General features: G+C 62.9%; 19 protein-coding genes. 10 read left to right on the forward strand and 9 right to left on the reverse strand.

Going from position 1 to position 22432, the window contains the following annotated elements; genetic code table 11:
- Positions 1 to 8 precede the first annotated feature (8 nt).
- Together FB481_RS08915 and FB481_RS08920 are read right to left on the reverse strand one after the other, a co-directional pair.
- Positions 9 to 1052, reverse strand: a complete 1044-nt coding sequence (locus FB481_RS08915; RefSeq protein ID WP_093506816.1) for a glycosyltransferase family 1 protein — start codon at positions 1050 to 1052, stop codon at positions 9 to 11.
- On the reverse strand, positions 1049 to 1873 hold the full coding sequence (locus FB481_RS08920; RefSeq protein ID WP_093506814.1) for a UDP-2,3-diacylglucosamine diphosphatase: 825 nt from the start codon (positions 1871 to 1873) through the stop codon (positions 1049 to 1051). Before FB481_RS08920 ends, FB481_RS08915 begins: the two co-directional genes overlap by 4 nt.
- Before the next feature lie 167 nt (positions 1874 to 2040).
- Between FB481_RS08920 and FB481_RS08925 the strand changes: the two genes are divergently transcribed.
- Both FB481_RS08925 and FB481_RS08930 read left to right on the forward strand, forming a co-directional pair.
- Entirely contained in the window at positions 2041 to 2799 is a 759-nt protein-coding gene (locus tag FB481_RS08925; protein ID WP_147176080.1) for an AraC family transcriptional regulator, read from the forward strand.
- Between the two features lie 65 nt (positions 2800 to 2864).
- A complete protein-coding gene (locus FB481_RS08930; RefSeq protein WP_147176082.1) occupies positions 2865 to 3200 on the forward strand; it encodes a tRNA-binding protein in 336 nt (111 codons plus the stop codon).
- Between the two features lie 122 nt (positions 3201 to 3322).
- On the opposite strand, the gene FB481_RS08935 is transcribed toward FB481_RS08930, so the two are convergent.
- From FB481_RS08935 to recQ, 5 genes are all read right to left on the reverse strand, one after another.
- Positions 3323 to 3616: a SelT/SelW/SelH family protein gene (locus tag FB481_RS08935; RefSeq protein ID WP_147176084.1), complete on the reverse strand. Its 294-nt coding sequence runs from the start codon at positions 3614 to 3616 to the stop codon at positions 3323 to 3325.
- Between the two features lie 83 nt (positions 3617 to 3699).
- Positions 3700 to 5808 (reverse strand): FimV/HubP family polar landmark protein, encoded by a 2109-nt coding sequence (locus FB481_RS08940; RefSeq protein WP_256662719.1) that lies wholly within the window; start codon positions 5806 to 5808, stop codon positions 3700 to 3702.
- 235 nt (positions 5809 to 6043) lie between these two features.
- Positions 6044 to 7444 carry a DHA2 family efflux MFS transporter permease subunit gene (locus tag FB481_RS08945; protein ID WP_147176086.1) on the reverse strand — a complete coding sequence of 467 codons (1401 nt, stop codon included), beginning with the start codon at positions 7442 to 7444 and terminating at the stop codon, positions 6044 to 6046.
- Complete coding sequence (locus FB481_RS08950) at positions 7444 to 7878, reverse strand: MarR family transcriptional regulator (RefSeq protein ID WP_027910608.1); 435 nt, start codon at positions 7876 to 7878, stop codon at positions 7444 to 7446. Before FB481_RS08950 ends, FB481_RS08945 begins: the two co-directional genes overlap by 1 nt.
- A 109-nt stretch (positions 7879 to 7987) precedes the next feature.
- On the reverse strand, positions 7988 to 10111 hold the full coding sequence (gene recQ, locus FB481_RS08955) for a DNA helicase RecQ (RefSeq protein ID WP_147176114.1): 2124 nt from the start codon (positions 10109 to 10111) through the stop codon (positions 7988 to 7990).
- Positions 10112 to 10347: 236 nt separating this feature from the next.
- Here recQ and FB481_RS08960 point away from each other — a divergent pair, with 236 nt between their 5' ends.
- The 3 genes from FB481_RS08960 (at position 10348) to FB481_RS08970 (ending at position 11664) form a co-directional block, all read left to right on the forward strand.
- Positions 10348 to 10935 (forward strand): YecA family protein, encoded by a 588-nt coding sequence (locus tag FB481_RS08960; RefSeq protein ID WP_013791085.1) that lies wholly within the window; start codon positions 10348 to 10350, stop codon positions 10933 to 10935.
- A 16-nt stretch (positions 10936 to 10951) separates the two neighbouring features.
- Positions 10952 to 11353, forward strand: a complete 402-nt coding sequence (locus tag FB481_RS08965; protein ID WP_013791084.1) for a YbaN family protein — start codon at positions 10952 to 10954, stop codon at positions 11351 to 11353.
- Between the two features lie 80 nt (positions 11354 to 11433).
- Positions 11434 to 11664 (forward strand): DUF6316 family protein, encoded by a 231-nt coding sequence (locus tag FB481_RS08970; RefSeq protein ID WP_147176088.1) that lies wholly within the window; start codon positions 11434 to 11436, stop codon positions 11662 to 11664.
- 31 nt (positions 11665 to 11695) lie between these two features.
- Here the strand turns inward: FB481_RS08970 and pap are convergent, their stop codons facing one another.
- Positions 11696 to 13189 (reverse strand): polyphosphate:AMP phosphotransferase, encoded by a 1494-nt coding sequence (pap, locus tag FB481_RS08975; RefSeq protein ID WP_147176090.1) that lies wholly within the window; start codon positions 13187 to 13189, stop codon positions 11696 to 11698.
- Positions 13190 to 13339: 150 nt separating this feature from the next.
- Here pap and mnmC point away from each other — a divergent pair, with 150 nt between their 5' ends.
- The 4 genes from mnmC (at position 13340) to FB481_RS08995 (ending at position 20748) form a co-directional block, all read left to right on the forward strand.
- A complete protein-coding gene (gene mnmC, locus FB481_RS08980; protein ID WP_147176092.1) occupies positions 13340 to 15298 on the forward strand; it encodes a bifunctional tRNA (5-methylaminomethyl-2-thiouridine)(34)-methyltransferase MnmD/FAD-dependent 5-carboxymethylaminomethyl-2-thiouridine(34) oxidoreductase MnmC in 1959 nt (652 codons plus the stop codon).
- A gap of 400 nt (positions 15299 to 15698) precedes the next feature.
- On the forward strand, positions 15699 to 17468 hold the full coding sequence (locus FB481_RS08985) for an N-acetylglutaminylglutamine amidotransferase (protein WP_093506795.1): 1770 nt from the start codon (positions 15699 to 15701) through the stop codon (positions 17466 to 17468).
- Positions 17469 to 17600: 132 nt separating this feature from the next.
- A complete protein-coding gene (gene ngg, locus FB481_RS08990; protein WP_147176094.1) occupies positions 17601 to 19343 on the forward strand; it encodes an N-acetylglutaminylglutamine synthetase in 1743 nt (580 codons plus the stop codon).
- A 211-nt stretch (positions 19344 to 19554) separates the two neighbouring features.
- Positions 19555 to 20748: an osmoprotectant NAGGN system M42 family peptidase gene (locus FB481_RS08995; protein ID WP_147176096.1), complete on the forward strand. Its 1194-nt coding sequence runs from the start codon at positions 19555 to 19557 to the stop codon at positions 20746 to 20748.
- Positions 20749 to 20860: 112 nt separating this feature from the next.
- On the opposite strand, the gene FB481_RS09000 is transcribed toward FB481_RS08995, so the two are convergent.
- Entirely contained in the window at positions 20861 to 21472 is a 612-nt protein-coding gene (locus FB481_RS09000) for a CatB-related O-acetyltransferase (protein WP_147176098.1), read from the reverse strand.
- 119 nt (positions 21473 to 21591) lie between these two features.
- On the opposite strand from FB481_RS09000, the gene rfbB reads away from it, so the two are divergent.
- Positions 21592 to 22432: dTDP-glucose 4,6-dehydratase (gene rfbB / locus FB481_RS09005; protein ID WP_147176100.1), on the forward strand; the 841-nt coding region annotated here is incomplete at its 3' end.

The raw sequence follows: 22432 nt of genomic DNA on the forward strand, positions 1-22432 counted from the left end.
CAGGCTGCTCAGCAGTTGCGCGCGATGACCTTACTCAACTCACCACTGGCAGGCCTGCCACTGAGCAGCGGTTGGCTGGCCAGAAACTCTACCGCCGATGCCCGCCACGATTGGCGCCCCGCCTCCTCGGCGCAGCGTGCGCGATCCAGTTCCAACGCCGCCAGGCAGGCGTCACGCAAGTTGGCGGCCAGCACGCCGGTCACGCCTGGCACCACCACATCCAGCGGCCCTGGCACGTTAAAGGCTGCCACCGGCGTGCCGCAGGCCTGGGCCTCGAGCATCACAAGGCCATAGGTGTCGGTTAGCGACGGAAACACCAGCGCGCTGGCGCGCCGGTAGAAATCGGCTAGTGCCTCGCCGTGCTGATAGCCAAAGAATTTCACGCCCGGATACACCTGCTCCAGCATCACGCGCTGCGGACCATCACCGACCACCCACTTCTCGCCCGGCAGTTGCAGATCGAGAAACGCCTGCAGATTCTTCTCTGCGGCGATGCGTCCGACATAGAGGAAGATCGCACTCACCGGCGCTGCCAGCTCGGGCCTGGGCGCGAAAAGCTGCGTATCCACGCCCTTGCGCCAGAGCATCAACCGCCGCAGCCCGCGCTCTGCCAAGCCAGCACGCAAGCGCTCGGTGCTGACCAGCACTGCCTGGCTGTGGCGATGAAAGCGCTGCAGGCAGGCATAGCCGACGCCCAACCCGATCCAGCGGCAGCGCGCTGTCAGGTATTCGGGAAAGCGCGTATGCACCGCACTGGAAAAGGCCAGGCCGCGGCGCAGCAACCAACGCCTGGCGGCCCAGCCCAGCGGGCCTTCGGTGGCCAGGTGCACACAGTCGGGTGCGAACGCCTCGATGGCCGGGCCGACGCGCCACAGGTTCCAGGCCAGGGGAATTTCCGGATAGCTCGGGCATGGCACGCAGCTAAAGCGTTGCGGCGACAACACTTCCACCTGATGACCCATGTCGCACAATTCCCCAACCAGCGCCAGCAGGCTGGTGACCACACCGTTGACCTGGGGCGTCCAGGCGTCACTGACGATCAGCAGCCTCATGCTGCCGGCTCGATGACCGCCACCTTGGCGGCCTGCAGCTGCGCCAGACGCTGCTGCTCCTCGGCCAGACGATAGAGCTCGATACGGCCGTCCGGATGTTCGATCAGCGCCGTGCAGGACTCCACCCAGTCACCACAGTTGAGGTACTCGACGTCGCCCAGCTTGCGGATTTCGGCATGGTGGATATGACCGCACACCACGCCGTCGAAACCTCGACGCGCGCACTCATGGGTGATCGCCTCCTCGAAGTCACTGATGAAGTTCACCGCCGTCTTCACCTTGTGCTTGAGGTAGGCCGACAGCGACCAATAGCCATAGCCGTAACGGCGCCGCCAGTGATTGAGCCAGCGGTTGAGCACCAGGGTTACGGTGTAGGCCGAGTCGCCGAGAAAGGCCAGCCAGCGGTGGTAACGGGTAATCACGTCGAACTGATCGCCATGGATCACCAGTAGCTTGCGGCCATCGGCCGTCACATGCTCAGCCTCGTCGACCAGCTGGATATTGCCCAGCAGCAACTTGGAGTAACGGCGCAGGAATTCGTCGTGGTTGCCGGTGACGTAGATGACCTCGGTGCCACGCTTGCTCATGGTCAGCAGCCGGCGGATCACGTTGGTGTGCGCCTGGGGCCAGTAGATGCCGCTGCGCAGCTTCCAGCCGTCGATGATGTCACCCACCAGATAGACTCGCTCGGCCTGGTAGCGCTTGAGAAACGCCGCCAGGTGTTCGGCCTGGCTGTCGCGGGTCCCCAGATGCACGTCGGAGATCCATAGCGTGCGTACAGGTTGCTTGCGGCTCGGCCTTACCAGGGGTTCGATGCTCATCGGGCAGTCTCCGGCAGATTTTTGCCGAGCTTGCGCGAACGCAGTGAAACGATTGTGAACGCGCCGTGGCAATTCGATGACGACGGCGCGCTTCGCCTATGAGTGCGCCGTTGCACCCAACCTGCGATCCAGGGCGTAAACTGACGCGACCGTTCGAGGAACCCGCCATGTCAGCGCTCTTGTCAGTTCGCCACTACCACCATGACATCGTCTGCCATGAGCATGACCATGCCCAGTTGGTGTTCGGCCTGAGCGGCCACCTGCAGTTCGAGGTAGCGGGCCACGGCAGTCATGTCAGCCGGCAAACGCTGGCGGTCGTCCCCGCCGGTGCACGCCACGCCTGCGAGAGCCGCACAGGTAGCGAGTGCCTAGTGCTCGATATCCCGGCCGGCGACTGGCTGCAGCGCAATCTGGGTGATCATGCCGATGCCAGCCGCCGCCTGCTGGAAGCGCCAAACAAAGTCGAGCTGTCGGTAAACCAGAGTGGCCTGGTCAACTGGCTGGCCGCAAGCGCGGTCAAAGATCCGCTGATCGCCCGCCAGGGCGCCATCCTGCTACTGGCCAGTCTCAATGCACCAGCGGCACTCCTTCCCAGCCCGGCCCTGCCGCTGAGCGCACTGAACGCCTATATCGAGCGACATGCTGCCCACCCCATTCAGGTGGCGGACCTGGCGAGCCTCGCCGGGCTTTCCGCGGCACGCTTCCACCATCGTTTTCTCGACGAGACCGGGCTCACGCCCATGGCCTACGTGCGCGACAAACGCCTGCGCCTGGGCCGCCAACTGCTGCACAACAGCCGTCTCAGCGTTGGCGAAATCGCTGCGCGGGTCGGCTACACCTCACAAAGCGCCTTTACAGCCGCCCTCTCCAGACATTTCGGCGAGACACCCCGAGTACTGCGCGCGCGTGAGCCTCGCGACAAATAACAGCAGTTTTGCAACAGCTCTGTCTGTTCGCCGCCGTTACAGTGCGGCCAAAACAGGAGAGCATCATGCAGATCATCGAATGGCAAGACTTCGAGCGCGTTGAGCTGCGCGTCGGAACCCTCATCAGCGCAGAACCTAACGAGAAAGCGACCAAACCTGCCTATGTGCTGCAGGTCGATCTCGGCGAGCTGGGCATCCGCACCTCCAGTGCCCAGGTCACCGCCCATTATCGTGCCGACGAACTGGTCGGACGCCAAGTACTGTGCGTATGCAATTTCGCTCCCAAGCGCATTGCCGGTGTACGCTCAGAGGTGCTGGTCACCGGCGTCTACGACAGCGACGGCAAAGTGGTGCTGGCAGGCTTCGACAAGCCACTGCCCAATGGCGCACGCCTGGCCTGAGCTGCAGACCAGACCGGGGAGCACGCCGTCCTGGGGCGCCAGCGAACAGCCCGCCATGACGAAGCACGGACGAAACGCTGCACGGCAAGCCCTACGCTTCCAGGTTTCGAGGCTCTGCGGATTTAACTCGCTGCGGGGCGGTCGTTATGGCCCAGGTCGCGGGCCGGATCAATCTGGTCGCGTACTCGCTGCTTGAGCACCTTGGCTTCTGGAAAGCCGCCGTCGGCCTTACGCTCCCAGATCTCCACACCATTGCACTGAATACGAAAGGTACCGCCAGTAGCGGGTTCGAGGCTGACCCTGGCCAGGTCGTCAGCGAAGGTGGACAGCAACTCCTGCGCTAACCACGCCGCGCGCAGCAGCCATTGGCACTGAGTGCAATAGGTAATCGTCACTTCGGCTTTGCTGGTGCTCATGGGCTCACTCCGGTACAGCGGACGTTTACCAACGCCCATGAAAAAGCGCGGCCAGGCCGCGCTCGGGTGAAGACAACAAGAATTCAGGCGATGCGCGCGAGCAGCTCGCGGGCTTCCTGTTTCTCTTCCTCGTCACCTTCATTGATCACCTCATTGAGGATGTCGCACGCGGCCTCCAGATCATCCTGCTCGATATAGGCCATGGCCAAGTTGAGCTTGGTGAGGTTCTCGTGATTGGTGACAAAGCGCTCGGCCTCTTCGGAGGCGTCTGCCGGCAGCTCGTCCAGCTCCAGCCACTCCTCCTGCGGGTCCTGTTCCTCGACCAGCATGGTGCCGGCAAACGGACTGCTCGCATCATGGCCGAAGATATCGCTCGAGGTGTTCTCGGGCGCAGCGGGCATATCGGCCTCAGGGCCGGGGCGCTTCTTGCGCGAGGCGTTCTCGAAGGGGTTCACCAGATCCCAGTCGGCATCCAGCGACAGGTCATCGAGGTTGAGCTGAAAGTCGTCGTCCTGGGGCTTTTGCTCTGCTGGCATGTCGTCCAAATCGAGGGTCAGATCTTCCAGCGGGCCCAGAGACTCCAGCTCATCGACTGGCTGCGCGAACAGCGCGGGATAGCTGGCTTTAAGGGCATCGATACGCTCAGGGTCGAAGCCGGACTCGCGTAGGCGCATTTCCTCTTCGGCGAAGGCCAGGGTGTTGCCCTGCTGCGCCAGCACTTCGAGCAGCCGGAAGCCAATATCCAAACGCTGTGGGTTGGCCTGAGAGGCCTGGCGCAGCACGGACACCGCCTCACCCAGACGACCGTAAGCCAGGTAGATATTGGCAGCGTCCAGCGGATCAGTAGCACTGGTCTCCGTGCGCGGAGTGACTGGGGCACGAACCGGCGGTGGTACGTCGGCCTCGGTAGCACGTGGTGCGATGATCGGCTCGACCGGCGCGGCAAGCGGTGCCTGCACCACGGGCGGCACAACCACCACAGGCTCGGCGATGGCCTCAGGATCAGGTTTGCGCTTGCGCTTGAACAGCACCAGCAGCAACGCCAGCGCACCGAGCAGACCGGCCAACAGGATATTCCAGAGACTCCAGAAACCTTCAGATTGGGCTGGCTGCGGGGCAGCGGCCGGCGCTTGAGCGGGTTGTGCGCTGGCAGTTGGGGCGACAGTGCTTGGAGTGACCGCCTGAGGCGCTGCGTCGGCAGGTGCAGCGGGCGCGGCTACCGGACGCTGGGCCAGTTGCTCGAGCAACTGGGCGATCTGCTGATCGCGCGTTTCCATGCGCACCATCATGTCCTTCAACTGGTTCTGGACGGTCAACAGATCCTGTTGCAGCTGAAGGTTCTCGGCAGTGCGGTTGGCAACCTCTTCCTCGACACGGCGAATCTGCGCCAGCACTTCCACCTGTGGTTCGGCAGGCTGCTGGGGCGCGGTGTCGGGAATTATCTCTGCCGGTGCGGCGGGCTGCGTCGGTGTCGCGGCGTCGGCAGGCTTGACCGGCGCGGCCTCGGCTATCCGCGCATGATCAGGCAGTAACAACGAAGCACCGGCACGCAGGCGATGGATATCGCCATTGGTGAAGGCTTCGGGGTTCAGCGCATGAATGTCGAGCATCAGATCTTGCAGCGACGACTTGTCGCCATCGACCCGCAGCTTGGACGCTATCGTCCACAGGCTCTCGCCACTGGCCACCCGATAGCGCTCACCCCGGCTGGCAATCGGCGTGCGGCGTGGCGGCGCGTAAGAAGTGAATTGCTGGTCGCCCACCTGTGCAGCCTGGCTGGTGTAGGCCGAAGAAGACGGCGGATCGAGCAATACCGTGTATTCGCGAAGCAGTTGCCCACCGGGGCGCTTGAGCTCGACGATGAAATTCAGATAAGGCTCGCGCACTGGCTGATTGGACACCACGCGCACAACGCTCTTGCCGCCGCGCAGCAACGGGCTGAAACGCAGGTCATTGAGGAAATAGACGCGATCCACACCCGCTTGGTTGAACGCATCGGCCGGCGCCAGCGCGACCTTGATGTCCGACGCGGTCATGTCATCACCTACCGCCAGCAACTCGATTTCGGCGTTCAAAGGCTGGTTGAGCGCCGAATGCAGGGTGATCTCACCCAGCCCCAGCGCAGGCGCCAGCCCCGAATAAAACGCCGAGCTCGATGCCAGGCCGATCAATAGATGACGAACACGAGTCATAAAAGCTCCCGGTAACTCCGCTCGAAAAACAGTTGCAGTGGCTCCAACCGGGCCTAAGGTTCTGCAAGGTACGGCGTAGCATAGCTGCCTCGGCAAACGTTCCCTGCTTCACCGAGTAATGAGTATGGCCAAAATTCAACGACTTGCGACTTTCAGACGTGCCGCCCCCAATAGGGTTCAGCAATTCGCCATCATACGCATAAAGCCAGAAAAGCGGCTAGTTATGTAAATAACGTCAACGTTGTGACGGACGCAGGTTCCAGGCCGCCAATATCGTCACCGCAAACAGTGCGCCCATAAGCCAGAAACTCTGTTGAAACGCCGCTACCTCACCAGCGAAATCGCCACCTTCCTGGCGATGGCGCCACTCCAAAAAGAAGGTCAGCAGGTTCACACCGAAAGCCCCGCCCAACTGCCGTACAAAGGTGATAGCACCTGCGCCGTGGGGCACTTGCTCGCGGTCAAGCGCATCCAGCGCGCCGGTGGTCAGCGCCGGCAGCAGGATGCCCAGACCGATCCGTCCGATGCAGGCCCAGAAACACAGCACCACAAACGATGCCCCCGGATCCAGCCAGCCAAGGCCGATGGACGACACCACCAACGCCAGCAAGCCGGCGACCAGCAGCACGGCGCTAGACAGATGGTCGCTCAGGCGCCCCCCCATGAACGACGCAATCCCCATGACCAGTCCGGTGGGCAAGAGCAACAATCCTGCCCAGCCCGCGCTGTAGCCTTCGACGGCCTGCACATGCAGCGGGATGATGTAGGTAGTGCCATATAACCCCATACCGAGGGCCAGCGCCACCCAGCTTGCCTTGCGAAAACCCGCGTGTCGCCAAAGCGCCAGCGGCAACAAAGGTTGGTGGCTGAAGCGGCTACGCCACAGAAAACCGGCGACAGCCAAAAGACCAACCAGCCCTGCCCCCCAAACCCGCGGCTCGCCCCAAGGGAAACGCTGAGCTTCGGCGAGGGCACCCAGGGTCGCGAATAAACCCACGTTCAAAAGCAAGAAGGCCCAAAGATCAAGAAACGGCGTGCGGCGCGCGCGCTCGTTGGGCATTAGAAAAAGCCCGGCCAGCATAGCGAGCACGCACATAGGCAGCGGCAGCCAGAACACCGCATACCAGCCAAACCCATCGACCAGATAACCCCCGATGGTCGGCCCAAGCGTCGGCGCGATCATCACCCCAAGCCCGTAGGCACCCAGCGCAGCACCACGACCGCCGCCGGCGAACACCCGGAAGATGAGCACCATGGCCAGCGGCTGGACGATACCGGCGCACAGGCCCTGAATGATACGCAGGGTGATCAACTGCCAGGCAGCGCTAGCGATCAGAGCAAGCAGCGAAGTAAGGATGAAAATGGCAAGACCGGCTTGCGCCGTCGCCCTGGCGCCGAAGCGCGCCTGAGCCCATGCGGAGAGCAACAGCCCGGAGGTCATCGAAGCGAGAAAGCCGGTGGACAGCCACTGGGCCAGCGGGCGGCCGATGCGAAAGTCGGCCATGATCGCCGGCAGCGCGACGTTGACACTGGTCGAGGCCAGGATCATCGCCATGCTGCCGAGCATCAACACGATCAGCAGGTAATTGGGATAGCGCGGCCCATAACGTCTCTGCAGCAGAGACAGGTCCAGCATCAACGCCGCTCCAGATTGCCCAGAATGCGCGCGTGCACCTGTTGGCAGCGGCGCAGATCTTCCTGGTCGATGCCGGCGAACAGCTCCTCACGCAGCTGCGTGGAAATCGCTTCGATCTTCTCGATCAAAGGCTTGGCAGCCGGACACAGGGCGATCTTCTTGGCGCGGCGGTCTTCGGGTACCGCATGGCGTACCACCAGCCCCTGAGCTTCGAGGCTATCGAGCAGCCGGGCCAATGTCGGCCCTTCTACCCCGACGCTCTGCGCCAGCTCACGCTGGGTCGGCAGCTCGGCGAAGCGGCCGATATGCAGCAACACCAGCCAGCGTGCCTGGGAAAGGCCCAGGCCGGCGAGTCGACGGTCGAGTTCTGCGCGCCAGGCGCGGGACATTTGCGCCACCTGCATGGCGAAACGATGGGGTTCGGCTGGAGACATGAAGGTCACTCTTGGAATTATCAAAAACCAATTATTAGCGAGCTAACCATAGCTTTTGACGGAGAGCAAGATTTCAGTCGCAACGAGACAAGCTTGCGTCGCCGCTTTATCAGGCTTCGAACTCGGCTTGCAACGCGGCGCGTACGCAATGCAGAACGCCCTCTTCTATCCGACCGGCAAACAGCGGACTGACCTCGGCGACTGACGGCAGCTCACCCTCGCCACCGAGAAAGGCGTCCTGAATCTCGCCCAGTAACTCCTCGGGCAGATCGAGGGCCTGCTGCAGGGAGATCTGCTGCTCGGCGATGGCTTCGGCGAGCATCGCGTAGGCGCTTTTCGGGCTGCAGTTCAGCTGACTGGCGATCTGGGTCGGTGTCATGCCGGCACGAGCCAGGCTGACCAGTTCATGACGCAGGTCGGCTACCGGCGCTGGACTATCGCCGCCGGCCAGCACTTCCAGGAAGGCTTCGCCGTAACGCTCCAACTTGCGTGCACCGACACCACTGACCCGGGCCATCTCGTCCAGGGTGGTCGGCTTGCTACGCAGCATCTCCAGCAGGGTGGCGTCGGGGAAGATCACATAAGGCGGCACCGCGTGTTCTTCTGCCAGACGCTTGCGCAGGGCGCGCAGCGCTTCCCACTGCTCGCGCTCGTCGCCACGTACCAGTTGCCGCGCGGCGCTGCCAGAGGCCTTGGCGCTCTGCTGTGGCTTGAGATCACGGCGCAGCTGCAGACTTACTTCACCGCGCAGCAGCGGGCGGCAGCTGTCGGACAGGCGCAAGCCGCCAAAGCCTTCCAGATCGACATCGGCCAAGCCGCGGGCAACCAACTGACGGAACAACGAGCGCCATTCGCCCTCGCTGAGCGCGCTGCCCACCCCGAACACCGACAGGTGCTGATGACCGAGACTGCGCATCTTCTCGTTATCGCGACCGAGCAGAATATCCACCAGATGGCCGACACCATAGCGCTGGCCGCTGCGATAGATCGCTGACAACGCCTGGCGTGCCGGCTCGGTGGCGTCCCAGGTCTGTACGCCGTCGGTACAGTTGTCACAATGCCCGCAGGGTTGCGGCAGTTCTTCATCGAAATAGGCCAGCAGTACCTGGCGCCGGCAGCGGGTCTCCTCGCACAGCGCCAGCATGGCGTCGAGCTTGTGCTGCTCCACGCGTTTGTGGCGCTCGTCGCCTTCGGAATTGGCGAGCATCTGCTTGAGGAAAATCATGTCCTGCAGGCCGTAGGCCATCCAGGCATCGGCCGGCAGCCCATCGCGGCCAGCGCGGCCGGTTTCCTGGTAGTAGGCTTCCAGCGACTTGGGCAGATCCAGATGCGCGACGAAGCGCACGTTGGGCTTGTCGATGCCCATGCCGAAGGCGATGGTCGCCACCATGATCAGGCCTTCCTCGTTGAGAAAGCGCTTCTGGTTGAAGGCCCGCAACTCGGCCGGCAGGCCGGCGTGATACGGCAACGCCGGGAAGCCCTGTTCGGTGAGGAAGCTCGCCACTTCCTCGACCTTCTTGCGTGACAGGCAATAGACGATGCCGGCATCGCCCTTGCGTGCTGCCAGGAACGCCAGCAGCTGTTTGCGTGGCTGCTCCTTGGGCACGATGCGGTAGAAGATGTTGGGGCGGTCGAAGCTCGACAGAAAGCGCTCGGCGTTCTGCAGGTGCAGGCGATTGACGATTTCCTCGCGGGTGCGCATGTCGGCGGTTGCAGTCAGGGCGATGCGCGGTACCTCGGGGAATAGTTCGGCCAGCTGACCCAGCTGCAGGTATTCAGGGCGGAAGTCGTGGCCCCACTGCGACACACAATGGGCTTCGTCGATGGCGAACAGGGCGATCTGCAGCTGGCGCAGAAAGTCCAGCATGCGCGGCTGCACCAGCCGTTCCGGTGCGAGATAGAGCATCTTGATCTCGCCGCGACGGATGCGTGCGGCGATGTCGCGCTGTTGTTCGGCCTCGAGCGTCGAGTTCAGCGCCACGGCCGCCACGCCCAGCTCTTCCAAGGTGGCCACCTGATCGTCCATCAGCGCGATCAGCGGCGAGACCACCACCGCCAAGCCGTCACGCAGCAGCGCTGGAACCTGGAAACACAGCGACTTGCCACCGCCGGTGGGCATCAGCACCAGCGCATCGCCGCCGCTGGCCACGCGCTCGATGATCGCGCCCTGGCGACCCCGGAAGCTGTCATAGCCAAATACGTCTTTGAGGATGCGTTGCGCCTGCTCGAGCATGTAGGGTCTCCGAATCAAGCGGCGCATTATACGCACCTGGGCCGCGAGGTGCGGCCTTGCAGACAGTGTTTACCTGCAACTCTGCCTGCCGGCGCCGGTCTGCACTTGCAGGCTCGCTGAAAAATTCGCGCCAGGCGCTCGCCGACTGTTTTGAGCGGCGGCAACGCAACGCAGATAGTTTTTCGGCAGCCTGCTAGAATCCAGCCTCGTTTACTTCTTCCTCAAGGTAGCCACTGATGTCCTTCGCCGAGCAACTGTCCCGCCTGCAAGCCTTTCTCGATGCCGATGATCTGCATGAAGAGGCTCTGGACTATGTCGCCGCCCATGGCTACCTGACGGCCCTGTCCATCTGCCCAGAAAAGATCGAGCCACGCGAGTGGATCGACGCCCTGTTCTCCGAGCCGCCGCACTACCGCAGTGACGAGGAGCGCGACGAGATCGAAGCCACCTTGATCCAGCTGCAGGCCCATATCGCCCGCCAACTGGCCAGCGATGACGAGCCGGAAGTGCCGTGCGACCTGGACCTGGGCGACGAGCCGGACGACTCGGACCTGCGCGGCTGGTGCATCGGCTTCATGGAAGGCGTGTTCCTGCGCGAAAGCGTATGGTTCGACGACGCCGAAGACGAAGTAAGCGAGTTGCTGCTGCCGATCATGGTCGGTTCGGGCCTGTTCGACGAACAGCCGGAATTCGCCGAAATCGCCCGCGACCGCGACCTGGTCGACAGCATGGTCGATCAGATCCCCGAGTTGCTGACCGCCCTGTTCCTGCTGTGCAACGCCCCCGACGAGAAGCCGGCGCTGCTCAAGCCTCGCCACCACTAACAGCGCCGCCATCGTCATGGCGCGCGAACCCTTCGAGACACGCAACCCGCTGCTGCGCTATTGCCTGCTGACCATCGGCTGGCTGAGCGTGGCGCTGGGCGTGCTCGGCATCTTCCTGCCACTGCTGCCCACCACGCCGTTCCTGCTGCTCGCTGCGGCTTGCTTCATGCGCAGCTCCAAGCGCTTCTACCTGTGGCTGGTCGAGCACCCGCGGTTGGGGCCGTGGATTCGCGACTACCTGGCCGGCGAAGGCATCCCGCGCAAGGCCAAGATCTACGCCATCAGCCTGATGTGGCTGAGCATCGGCATCTCCTGCGCGCTGGTGCCGCTGATCTGGGCACGTCTGTTCATGCTGACCAGTGCCGTACTGGTCAGCCTGTACATCCTCAAGCAGAAAACCTTGCCGGATCGCCGTTAAACCTCAGTTCTGAGGTCATCCGGCAAGCTTGCCAAGCGCAGCTACACTGCATGAAGCTCGGCACACCTGAGGCGCCTTCCATGGCAAGCATCCAGCGCGCACAAGACACTCGCCAAACCACTTATTTTCGCAGCGAGCGGATCAGCACCATCAATGGCCACTTCTTTTTCAGCACCCGCGAAGGCACGCTGGAAGGCCCCTACTTTTCTCGCGACGAGGCCGAGCGCCAGGTGCCGCGCTATATCGCGCGCATGCTGCAATCCCAGGCCATTCTCGACAGCCGCAACCGCGAGAACGACCTGAGCGGGTAAGCGCTGCGGCTGCGAACATCGCCTCTAGAGATCAATGCCTGGCCTTCTCGAACGCCGCCTCCAGCGCATCGTTGATCGTACGCAACACCTTGACCCGGGCGAACTGCTTGTCGTTGGCCTCGACCAGTGTCCAGGGCGCCAGCCGGGTGCTGGTACGGTCGACCATATCGCCAACCGCTTCGCGGTACAGCTGCCACTTCTCGCGGTTGCGCCAATCTTCCTCGGTGATCTTGAAGCGTTTGACCGGATTGTTCTCGCGCTCGCGAAAACGCTGCAGCTGGGTTTTCTCGTCGATGGCCAGCCAGAACTTCACCAGCACCACGCCAGCATTGCTCAGCTGTTCCTCGAAGTCATTGATCTCCCCATAGGCGCGCAGCCAGTCCTCGGGCGCGCAGAAGCCCTCCACCCGCTCCACCAGCACCCGGCCGTACCAGGAGCGATCGAACACCGTGAACTTGCCGCGTGCGGGGATATGCCGCCAGAAACGCCACAGATAAGGTTGCGCACGCTCCTCCTCGGTTGGCGCGGCGACCGGCACGATGCGGTACTGGCGCGGATCCAGCGCCGCTGCCACCCGGCGAATGGCTCCGCCCTTGCCGGCCGCGTCGTTACCCTCGAACACCGCGACCAGCGCGTGGCGGCGCATGCGCTTGTCGCGCATCAGTTGGGCCAGGCGCGCCTGCTCCTGCACCAGTTGCTCACGGTAGTCAGCCTTGGCGAGATGCACGCCCATATTCAGGCTGTCGAGCAAACTGCGCTCATCGGTGCGCGTCATGAGCGGCGTGGTGTGCGGCAGCGGCGCCCGCTCGGTGCTGTTGCGCAGTGCAGCCTGCAAACCTTCGAGCAGGATGCGCCCGACCGTCAGGCTACGGTAATTGGCATCGGCACCGGCGACGATGTACCAGGGCGCGTAATCACGGCTGGTGCGCCGCAACACGTCTTCGCCGGCGCGAACGAACTTGTCGTAGGTCTTCGATTGCTGCCAGTCCAGCGGGCTCAGGCGCCAGCTGTGCAGCGGATCGTCCTTCAGTGTTTCCAGCCGCTTGAGCATCTGTTTCTTGGACAGATGGAACCAGAACTTGAAGATCAGCGTGCCTTCGTTGCAGAGCATCTGCTCCAAGCCCAGCGCGCCCTCGATGGCGCCATTGAGCTGGTCCTTCTTGAGGTCGCCGTGCACCCGGCCCTGCAGCATCTGGCTGTACCAGTTGCCGAAAAAAATGCCGATGCGGCCCTTAGGCGGCAGCTGCCGCCAGTAACGCCAGGCCGCCGGCCGGGCCAGCTCTTCGTCGGTCTGCTGGTCGAAGGTGCTGACCTGAATCAGGCGCGGGTCCATCCACTCGTTGAGCAGCTTCACCGTCTCGCCCTTACCGGCGCCCTCGATACCATTGATCAGGATGATCAATGCATGGCGACTTTGCTCGCGCAAAGCGTACTGGGCTTCGAGCAGCGCCTCGCGCAGCACCTGCTCTTCGGCATCGAACGTGGCCTTATCGATGACGTGGTCGATCTCGGCGGACTCGAACATAAGCACCTCTCCCTGAACGGTGAGTGCAGACTAGGAGCGCTTCGCCGCTCAGTGCAAGCCTCGACGCCGCTCGCAGCAACGAACCGACACATCACAGTGGCTCCCCGGCCCTGCTAGAATCGCCGCCCTGCTCGCTACAGGCACCCGACCATGGCCGATCAATACGCACAACTCGACTGGGACGACCAGGGCCTGCCCTCCTCGCGCCAGTACGCGGACGTCTACTTTTCCCGGGAAAACGGCCTGGAAGAAACCCGCTACGTCTTTCTCGACAACAACGACCTGCCGCGTCGCTTCGCCACGCTAAAGCCAGACGAGCAGTTGGTGATCGGCGAAACCGGCTTTGGCACCGGGATGAATTTTCTCTGCGCCTGGCAGCTGTTCGACGAGCAGGCACCCGCCGGTGCACGCTTACACTTCGTCAGCGTGGAAAAGCATCCGCTGAGCGCAGCGGATCTGCAGCGCGCCCTGGCGCTGTGGCCATCGCTGCAGTGCTACAGCCAGCAGTTGCTGACTGCCTATCGCTGCCTGAACCCGGGCTTCCAGCGCCTGGTGTTCGATAGCGGTCGCGTCGTGCTGACCCTGATGATCGGCGATGCGCTGACCATGCTGCCGCAGCTCGATGCACGCATCGATGCCTGGTTTCTCGACGGCTTCGCACCCTCGAAAAACCCCGAGATGTGGACGCCCGAGCTATTTGCGCAACTGGCCAGGCTGAGCGCGCCGGGCACCACCCTGGGCACCTTTACCGCCACCGGTTACGTGCGCCGCGGCCTGATCGAGTCGGGCTTCTCCATGAAACGCGTGCCCGGGCTCGGCAAGAAATGGGAAGTGATGTGCGGCGCCTTCACCGGCCAGGCCTCCAATCAGGCCAAGCCCTGGTTTGCGCGCCCCAATCAAGATCACCAGAAACGACACGCCCTGGTGATAGGCGCCGGCCTGGCCGGTTGCGCCACGGCTGCCAGCCTGGCCAAACGCGGTTGGCAGGTTACCGTGCTGGAGCGCCATGGCGCCGCGGCCCAGGAAGCCTCGGGCAACCCCCAGGGCGTCTTGTACCTCAAGCTGTCCGCCCATGGCACGGCGTTGTCGCGGCTGATCGTCGATGGCTTTGGCTACACCCGTCGGCTGCTCGAACGCCTGCACAAGGGCCAGGATTGGGACGACTGCGGCGTGCTGCAACTGGCCTTCGACGAGCGCGAAGCCCAGCGCCAGGCCAAGCTTGCCACCGCCTTCCCGACCACCCTGCTGCGCTCGCTGGACCGTCAGCAGGCCGAGCTGCAGGCCGGCATCGGCCTGGCCAACGGCGGCTTGTTCTATCCCGATGCCGGTTGGGTGCATCCGCCGGCGCTGTGCGCGCAATTGCTCGACCATCCCGCAATCCGCCTGCAGTGCCACCAAGAGGCTCTGGCGCTCGAGCATATCGACGGACAATGGCAGGCGCTGAGCGGCCGGGAGATATTGGCTGAAGCGCCAGTGGTAGTGATCTGCAGCGCGGCGGATACCCTGCGCTTCGCGCAGAGTGCGTATCTGCCGCTCAAGCGCATCCGCGGGCAGATCAGTCGGCTGCCGGCCTCACCACGCAGCGCCGGGCTGAGTACCGTGGTGTGCGCCGAAGGCTATGTCGCACCGGTGCGCCAAGGCGAACACACCCTGGGCGCCAGCTTCAACTTCGACAGTGACGACCTCACGCCGAGCAGCGCCGAACATGCCAGCAATCTGGATCTGCTGCGGGAAATCTCCAGCGACCTGGCCGCACGCCTCGACGCCAACACCCTCGACCCGGTCACTTTGCAGGGCCGCGCGGCCTTTCGCTGCACCAGCCCGGATTATCTGCCGATCATCGGCCCGCTGGCCGACGCCGAACAGTTCACCACCGCCTACGCCGTGCTGGCCCGTGACGCCCGCCAGGTACCGCCAATCCCCTGCCCCTGGCAGCAAGGCCTGTACATCAACAGCGGACACGGCTCCCGCGGCCTGATCACCGCCCCGCTATCCGGCGAACTGATCGCCGCCTGGCTGGAAAACGAGCCGCTACCATTGCCCCGCGACGTCGCCGAAGGCTGCCATCCCAATCGGTTTATGCTGCGCCAGTTGATTCGTAAGGGCTGATGCCTCAGCACAACGCTGGCAAACCGCCCACTTTCTGTGAGCATCCGGCCTAGCGAATCGCGGGCATGGCCCGCTTCCCCAGTTAAAGAGCGTGATGACAGCCAAGAGGGGCATGCCCGCCACCTTCTGTGGGAGCGGGCCATGCCCGCGAAGCAATAGTGGCCTTGCTGCGCAGCCAGAACTATCAGCCCACCGGCCATTTTATTGAACATTCCCCGCACACAGGGACTCGAAAAAACTCGAGCCTGCTGTGCCGCCACCCTGTGCGCAGCAGCTTTTTCACTGCTCGATTGTCTCCGGCGCGCCCTGGAGCGCACTGGAACTCAGAACCGGTACACCACTGGTACGGACTGACGTTAAGGAGGAACAGAGCCCAGGAAGCATGCGGGCTTTATAGACTATGTGCGGAATAGCAGGCGAACTTCGATTCGATAACCAACCGGCCGATCTGGCTGCCGTTGAACGCATCACTCACCACCTCGCCCCTCGCGGCCCGGATGCCCATGGCTTCCACAGCCGCGGCCCTGTCGCCTTTGGCCACCGCCGGCTGAAGATCATGGATCTAGCCGAAGCCTCGGGCCAGCCGATGATCGATAACGATCTTGGCCTGTCGATGGTCTTCAATGGCGCCATCTACAACTACCCGGAACTGCGCAGCGAGCTGGAACGGCTCGGCTACCGCTTCTTCTCCGGTGGCGATACCGAGGTGCTGCTCAAGGGCTACCACGCCTGGGGCGCCGACCTGCTGCCCAAGCTCAATGGCATGTTCGCCTTCGCCGTTTGGGAGCGCGACAGCCAGCAGTTGTTCATCGCTCGCGATCGTCTGGGCGTGAAGCCTCTGTACCTTTCCAAGACCAAGGATCGCCTGCGCTTCGCCTCCAGCCTGCCTGCGCTGCTCAAAGGCGGCGACATCGGCAAGACCCTCGATCCCATTGCGCTCAACCACTACCTGAACTTCCACGCAGTGGTCCCAGCCCCACGTACCATCCTCGCTGGCGTTGAAAAACTGCCGCCGGCTACCTGGATGCGTATCGACACCAACGGCAAGGTCGAGCAAAAGGTCTGGTGGACGCTGAACTTCGGCCCGAATGCCGACGAAGCCAACTTCACCTTCGAAGACTGGCGCGACGCCACCCTCGACAGCATGCGCGAAGCGGTCGAAATCCGTCAGCGTGCTGCCGTGGACGTCGGCGTGCTGCTTTCCGGTGGCGTCGACTCCAGCATGCTGGTCGGCTTACTGCGCGAGGCGGGTGTCGAAAACCTGCTGACCTTCTCCATCGGTTTCCAGGATGCCGGCGGCGAGCGTGGCGACGAATTCCAGTATTCGGACCTGATCGCCAAGCGCTTCGAAACCCAGCATCACCAACTGCGTATCGGCGAGAACGAGATTCTCGACCAGCTGCCGGCGGCCTTCCGTGCCATGAGCGAGCCGATGGTCAGCCACGACTGCATCGCCTTCTACCTGCTCTCGCGGGAAGTGGCCAAGCACTGCAAGGTGGTGCAAAGCGGCCAGGGCGCCGACGAGCTGTTCGCCGGTTACCACTGGTACCCGCTGGTCGACGGTGCGGATGACGCCTACAGCGCCTATCGCAAGGCCTTCTTCGACCGCGAGCACGACGAGTACGCCGCCTGCGTACAGCCTGCCTGGCTGACCGACGACGTATCCGGCGAATTCGTCCGCCAGCATTTCGCCCAGCCAGGCGCGACCGCCGCCGTGGACAAGGCACTGCGCCTGGATAGCACGGTGATGCTGGTCGACGATCCGGTCAAGCGCGTCGACAACATGACCATGGCTTGGGGCCTCGAGGCGCGCACCCCGTTTCTGGACTACCGAGTGGCGGAATTGTCGGCGCGCATCCCTGGCCAGTTCAAACTGCCGGAAGGCGGCAAGTACGTGCTCAAGGAAGCGGCCCGCAAGGTGATTCCGTCCGAGGTCATCGACCGCAAGAAGGGTTACTTCCCGGTACCGGGCCTCAAGCACCTGGAAGGCGCCACGCTGGGCTGGGTACGCGACCTGCTGGTCGATCCGGCCCATGATCGCGGTATCTTCAACCCGCAGATGCTCGACCGCCTGCTTACCGACCCGCAGGGCCAGCTGACGCCGCTACGCGGCTCCAAGCTGTGGCAGATGGCGGCCTTGAACCTGTGGCTGAGCGAACAGGGCCTGTAACGACGAATCGGGGGAGCTGCGGCTTCCCCGTTCCCCGACTGGAATGGCCGCGTCCGCCTCGCTGCGGACAAAAACACAGGCCAATCGATAGCCGGCAAAGCCGGCCATGCGCAAGCAAAGGAACACTCTTCAATGCGAGCCACTGCCCACAACCAACGCCTTCTTCGGGGCCAATCCCCCTCCTACGAGCGCCTGCAGGCGCGATTTGCCGAAGAGCACGGTGACGGCATCAGCCAACCGCAAATCGTCCATTGTGGCTGGGGTCGACTGCTGATCGGCCACACCTTTCCGGACGCCGCAGTACTAGCCGAGGAGCTGCTCAGCGAGCAACCCGGCGAACGTGACATCGCGCTCTACGTCGCGGCGCCACAGCAGGTCCTCGCCCACGCCCCGCAACAACTGTTTCTTGACCCCTCAGATACGCTGCGCCTGTGGTTCAGCGACTACCGGCAAGCACGCCGCGGTTTTCGCGGTTTTCGTGTACGTCGCGCGCACACCGAGGCCGACTGGCAGGCAATCAACTGCCTCTACCAGACCCGCGGCATGCTGCCGCTCGATCCAGAAAAACTCACCCCGCGTCACCAGGGCGGCCCGGTCTACTGGCTGGCGGAAGATGAAGACAGCGGCGCGGTGATCGGCAGCGTAATGGGCCTCAATCACCAGAAGGCATACCAGGACCCTGAGCTGGGTAGCAGCCTCTGGTGCCTGGCCGTCGACCCGGCCTGCAGCCGCCCTGGCGTGGGTGAGGTGTTGGTGCGTCACCTGATCGAGCACTTCATGAGCCGCGGCCTCAGCCACCTCGACCTGTCGGTGCTGCACGATAACGATCAGGCCAAGAAGCTGTACGCCAAACTGGGTTTTCGTGAGCTGCAGACCTTCAGCGTCAAGCGCAAGAACGGCATCAACCAGACGCTGTTTCTCGGCCCAGGCCCAGACGACGAACTCAACCCCTACGCACGCATCATCGTCGACGAAGCCCGGCGACGCGGCATCGATGCGCAGATTGACGATGCCGAGGCTGGCCTGTTCACCCTGAGCCAGGGCGGCCGCCGCATCCGCTGCCGGGAGTCGCTGACCGACCTGACCAGCGCCGTGACCATGACCCTCTGTCAGGACAAGCGCCTGACCCATCGCACTCTCAGCCGTGCTGGCCTGAGCCTTCCCGCCCAGCGCCTGGCAGGCAGTGCCGAGGACAACGCGGCGTTTCTCGCCAAGCACGGCAGCCTGGTGGTCAAGCCGGTGGACGGTGAGCAAGGCCAGGGTGTTGCCGTCGACCTGCGTACGCCTGCCGATGTGCAGGCCGCTATCGAACGTGCCCGCCCCTTCGATGAACGTGTATTGCTGGAGAGCTACCACGAAGGCTTCGACCTGCGCATCGTGGTCATCGGTTTCGAAGTGGTTGCCGCCGCGATCCGTCGCCCAGCGGAAATCCTCGGTGATGGCCGCCATACCATTGGCGAGCTGATCGACGCGCAAAGCCGCCGTCGTCAGGCAGCCACCGGCGGTGAGAGCCGTATTCCCAAGGATGCCGAAACCCTGCGCACCCTACATGCCGCTGGCTGTGACTACGACACGGTATTGCCCCAGGGCAAACGCATGGCCGTGCGCAAAACCGCCAACCTGCATACCGGCGGGATTCTTGAGGACGTCACCGGCATCCTTCACCCAACCCTTGCCGATGCCGCCGTCAAAGCCGCTCGTGCGCTGGACATTCCGGTGGTGGGCCTCGATCTGCTGGTGCCGGCGGCGGATCAGCCCGAGTACGTGTTCATCGAAGCTAATGAGCGCGCGGGCCTGGCCAACCACGAGCCGCAACCGACCGCAGAGCGCTTTATCGATCTGCTGTTCCCGCTGAGCCATGGTGTAGGCGAGTGAACTGAAGCGATAACCTGGCACAGCCATGTCGCCGGACATGGCCGGGTCAATACAAGCCGCTAGCAGGCCACTTCACTTCCGCACGAAACCCTCAGCGCCATAGCGGGTCAGCATGTAACACAGACCTGATTTTCCGTCCGTCGACAGGCGTCACCCAGTCACCGCAGACAGACGTTGCCCGGCGGCCCGCCCCGTCCCAGATGGAGAGCCCATGTCGCAAATTCCAGAACCCGATCTCGAATACATGCAGAAAGTCCTGCTGGAAATGCTCGCCATTCCCAGCCCAACCGGTTTCACCGACACTATCGTGCGCTACGTTGCAGAGCGGCTGACCGAAATCGGCATCCCGTTCGAAATGACCCGCCGCGGCACTATTCGCGGCACCCTAAAAGGCCGTCGCGACAGCCCCGACCGTGCCGTCTCCGTACACCTGGACACCATCGGCGCCATGGTGCGCGAGATCAAGGACAACGGCCGGCTCTGCCTGACTGCTGTTGGCTGCTGGTCCAGCCGCTTCGCCGAAGGCAGCCGCGTCAGCGTATTCAGTGACCACGGCGTTTATCGCGGCAGCGTGCTGCCCCTGCTGGCCTCCGGGCACGCCTTCAACACCGAAGTGGACCAGATGCCGATTTCCTGGGACCACGTCGAATTGCGCCTCGACGCCCTGGTAGCCAGCCGCGCCGACTGTGAAAGCCTGGGGATTTCCGTAGGCGACTTCGTGGCCTTCGACCCACTGCCCGAGTTCACCGAAAGCGGCCATATCAGCGCCCGCCACCTTGATGACAAGGCTGGCGTCGCTGCCCTACTCGCAGCGCTCAAGGCCGTAGTGGAAAGCGGCCAGGAGCCGCCCATCGACTGCCACCCGCTATTCACCATCACCGAGGAAGTCGGCTCCGGCGCCGCCGCAGCGCTGCCTTGGGACGTGAGTGAATTCGTCGGCATCGACATCGCCCCGGTCGCCGCCGGCCAGCGCTCCACCGAACACACGGTAAGCGTGGCCATGCACGACTCCGGCGGCCCCTACGACTATCATCTGTCGCGCCAACTGTTGCGCCTGGCCAGCGACAACGAGATTCCGGTGCGCCGCGACCTGTTCCGCTATTACCACAGCGACGCCCAGTCAGCCGTCACCGCCGGCCACGACATCCGCACCGCGCTGATTGCCTTCGGCTGCGACGCCACCCACGGCTACGAACGCACTCACATCGACAGCCTCGCCGCCCTCTCCCGCCTGCTCGGCGCCTACCTGCTCAGCCCACCAGTATTCGCCAGCGACGCACAGCCGGAAAGCGGCTCGCTGGAGCGCTTCAGTCATCAACTGGAACATGATGCGCAGATGGAGCCCGAAACACGGGTGCCAACGGTGGATAGTTTGGTGGGAAATAGAGAGAAAGAAGGTAAGTAAGGCTCAGCGCGGCTCTTTACGCTTTATCCGTTAGAGCCGCGCTCAAATGGGGCCGACACAATCAATATGCGTATTTAGGTCCATAAGCGTCCTCGGATCAAATCTCGCCAAGTTAACTTCGACGATCTTCCAAATACCGTTTAAAAACGCTGAAATCTGAGGAACATAGTAACGGAGCAATTTCGGCAACTTCCCCTTCTGGCCAAGACCACCATTGGGACGCGATTAACAAATTGCGCTGTTCATCATCAAACCGCCATTTAATAAACCGTGCTGGGTTTCCACCAACCACAGAATAGGGTTCGACGTTCTTAGTAACAACGGCACCAGCCGCCACTACCGCGCCATCTCCAATAGTCACGCCTGAGAGAATCATGGCTCCAGAACAGATCCAGCAATCATTGCCAATGATTACATCGCCGTTGGTCCCGCCAAAGTCTGCAATATGGGCAGCGCTATCAAGCATCGCGGGAAAGGGATAGCACGATAGCCAATCAACCCGATGATGCCCCCCAAGATAGATATTTACCCCACTCGCGATGGACGTATAAGCACCGATCTTTAACGTGCTGCCCTCTTTCCAATCATGGATTACGGGAGAGCCATATGAGCCAATACCGATTTCGTAGTCGGGGTAGAGGCTGGTGAGACGATCATTAGCGCGCTGAAGCTTGGATTTCGGCCTTTGCTTCCTGGTGAGCAGTTTTTTCAAGATTTTTTTCATATTTTCTATTACTTAACTCCCAATGACTGACAAAAGAGCCCTTTAACAGCCTCTAGCATAAGCCTTACCAGCCGACTTGAACCGATGCATAATGCCAAGCTTTTTCAAGGGAAGTGAATATGCGCATTCTCGTCACCGGTGGCGCGGGCTTTATCGGCTCCGCGCTGATCCGCCACCTGATCAAAAACACCGACCATGAGGTGCTCAACCTCGACAAGCTGACCTACGCCGGCAACCTGGAATCGCTGCGCGAAGTCGAGAACGACCCGCGCTATCGCTTTCTGCAGGCCGATATCGGTGATCAGGCTGTGGTGAGCGAGGCGCTGGAGAGCTTCCAGCCCGACGCCATCATGCACTTGGCCGCCGAGTCCCACGTCGACCGCTCCATCGACGGCCCGGCGGCGTTCATCCAGACCAATATCGTCGGTACCTACGCGCTGCTCGAAGCCACCCGTGCTTACTGGGCCAAGCTGGACGAGCCCCGTCGCCAGGCGTTTCGCTTCCATCATATTTCCACCGACGAGGTGTACGGCGACCTGCACGGCGTCGACGACCTGTTCAGCGAAACCACGCCCTACGCACCCAGCTCGCCCTACTCGGCCAGCAAGGCGGCCTCGGACCATCTGGTGCGCGCCTGGCAGCGCACCTATGGCCTGCCTGTGCTGCTGACCAACTGCTCGAACAACTACGGCCCGTATCACTTCCCGGAAAAGCTGATCCCGCTGGTGATTCTCAACGCCCTGAATGGCAAGCCGCTGCCGGTTTACGGCAACGGCCAGCAGGTGCGTGACTGGCTGTTCGTCGAGGACCATGCCCGCGCCCTGTTGCAGGTGGTCACCCACGGCGTGGTCGGCGAGACCTACACCATCGGCGGCCACAACGAGCAGAAGAACCTCGACGTGGTGCACGCCATCTGCGACCTGCTCGACGAGCTGCAACCGCGCGCAGCCGGTTCCTACC

The organism is Pseudomonas sp. AG1028, from assembly GCF_007993955.1.
Lineage (GTDB): Bacteria > Pseudomonadota > Gammaproteobacteria > Pseudomonadales > Pseudomonadaceae > Aquipseudomonas > Aquipseudomonas straminea.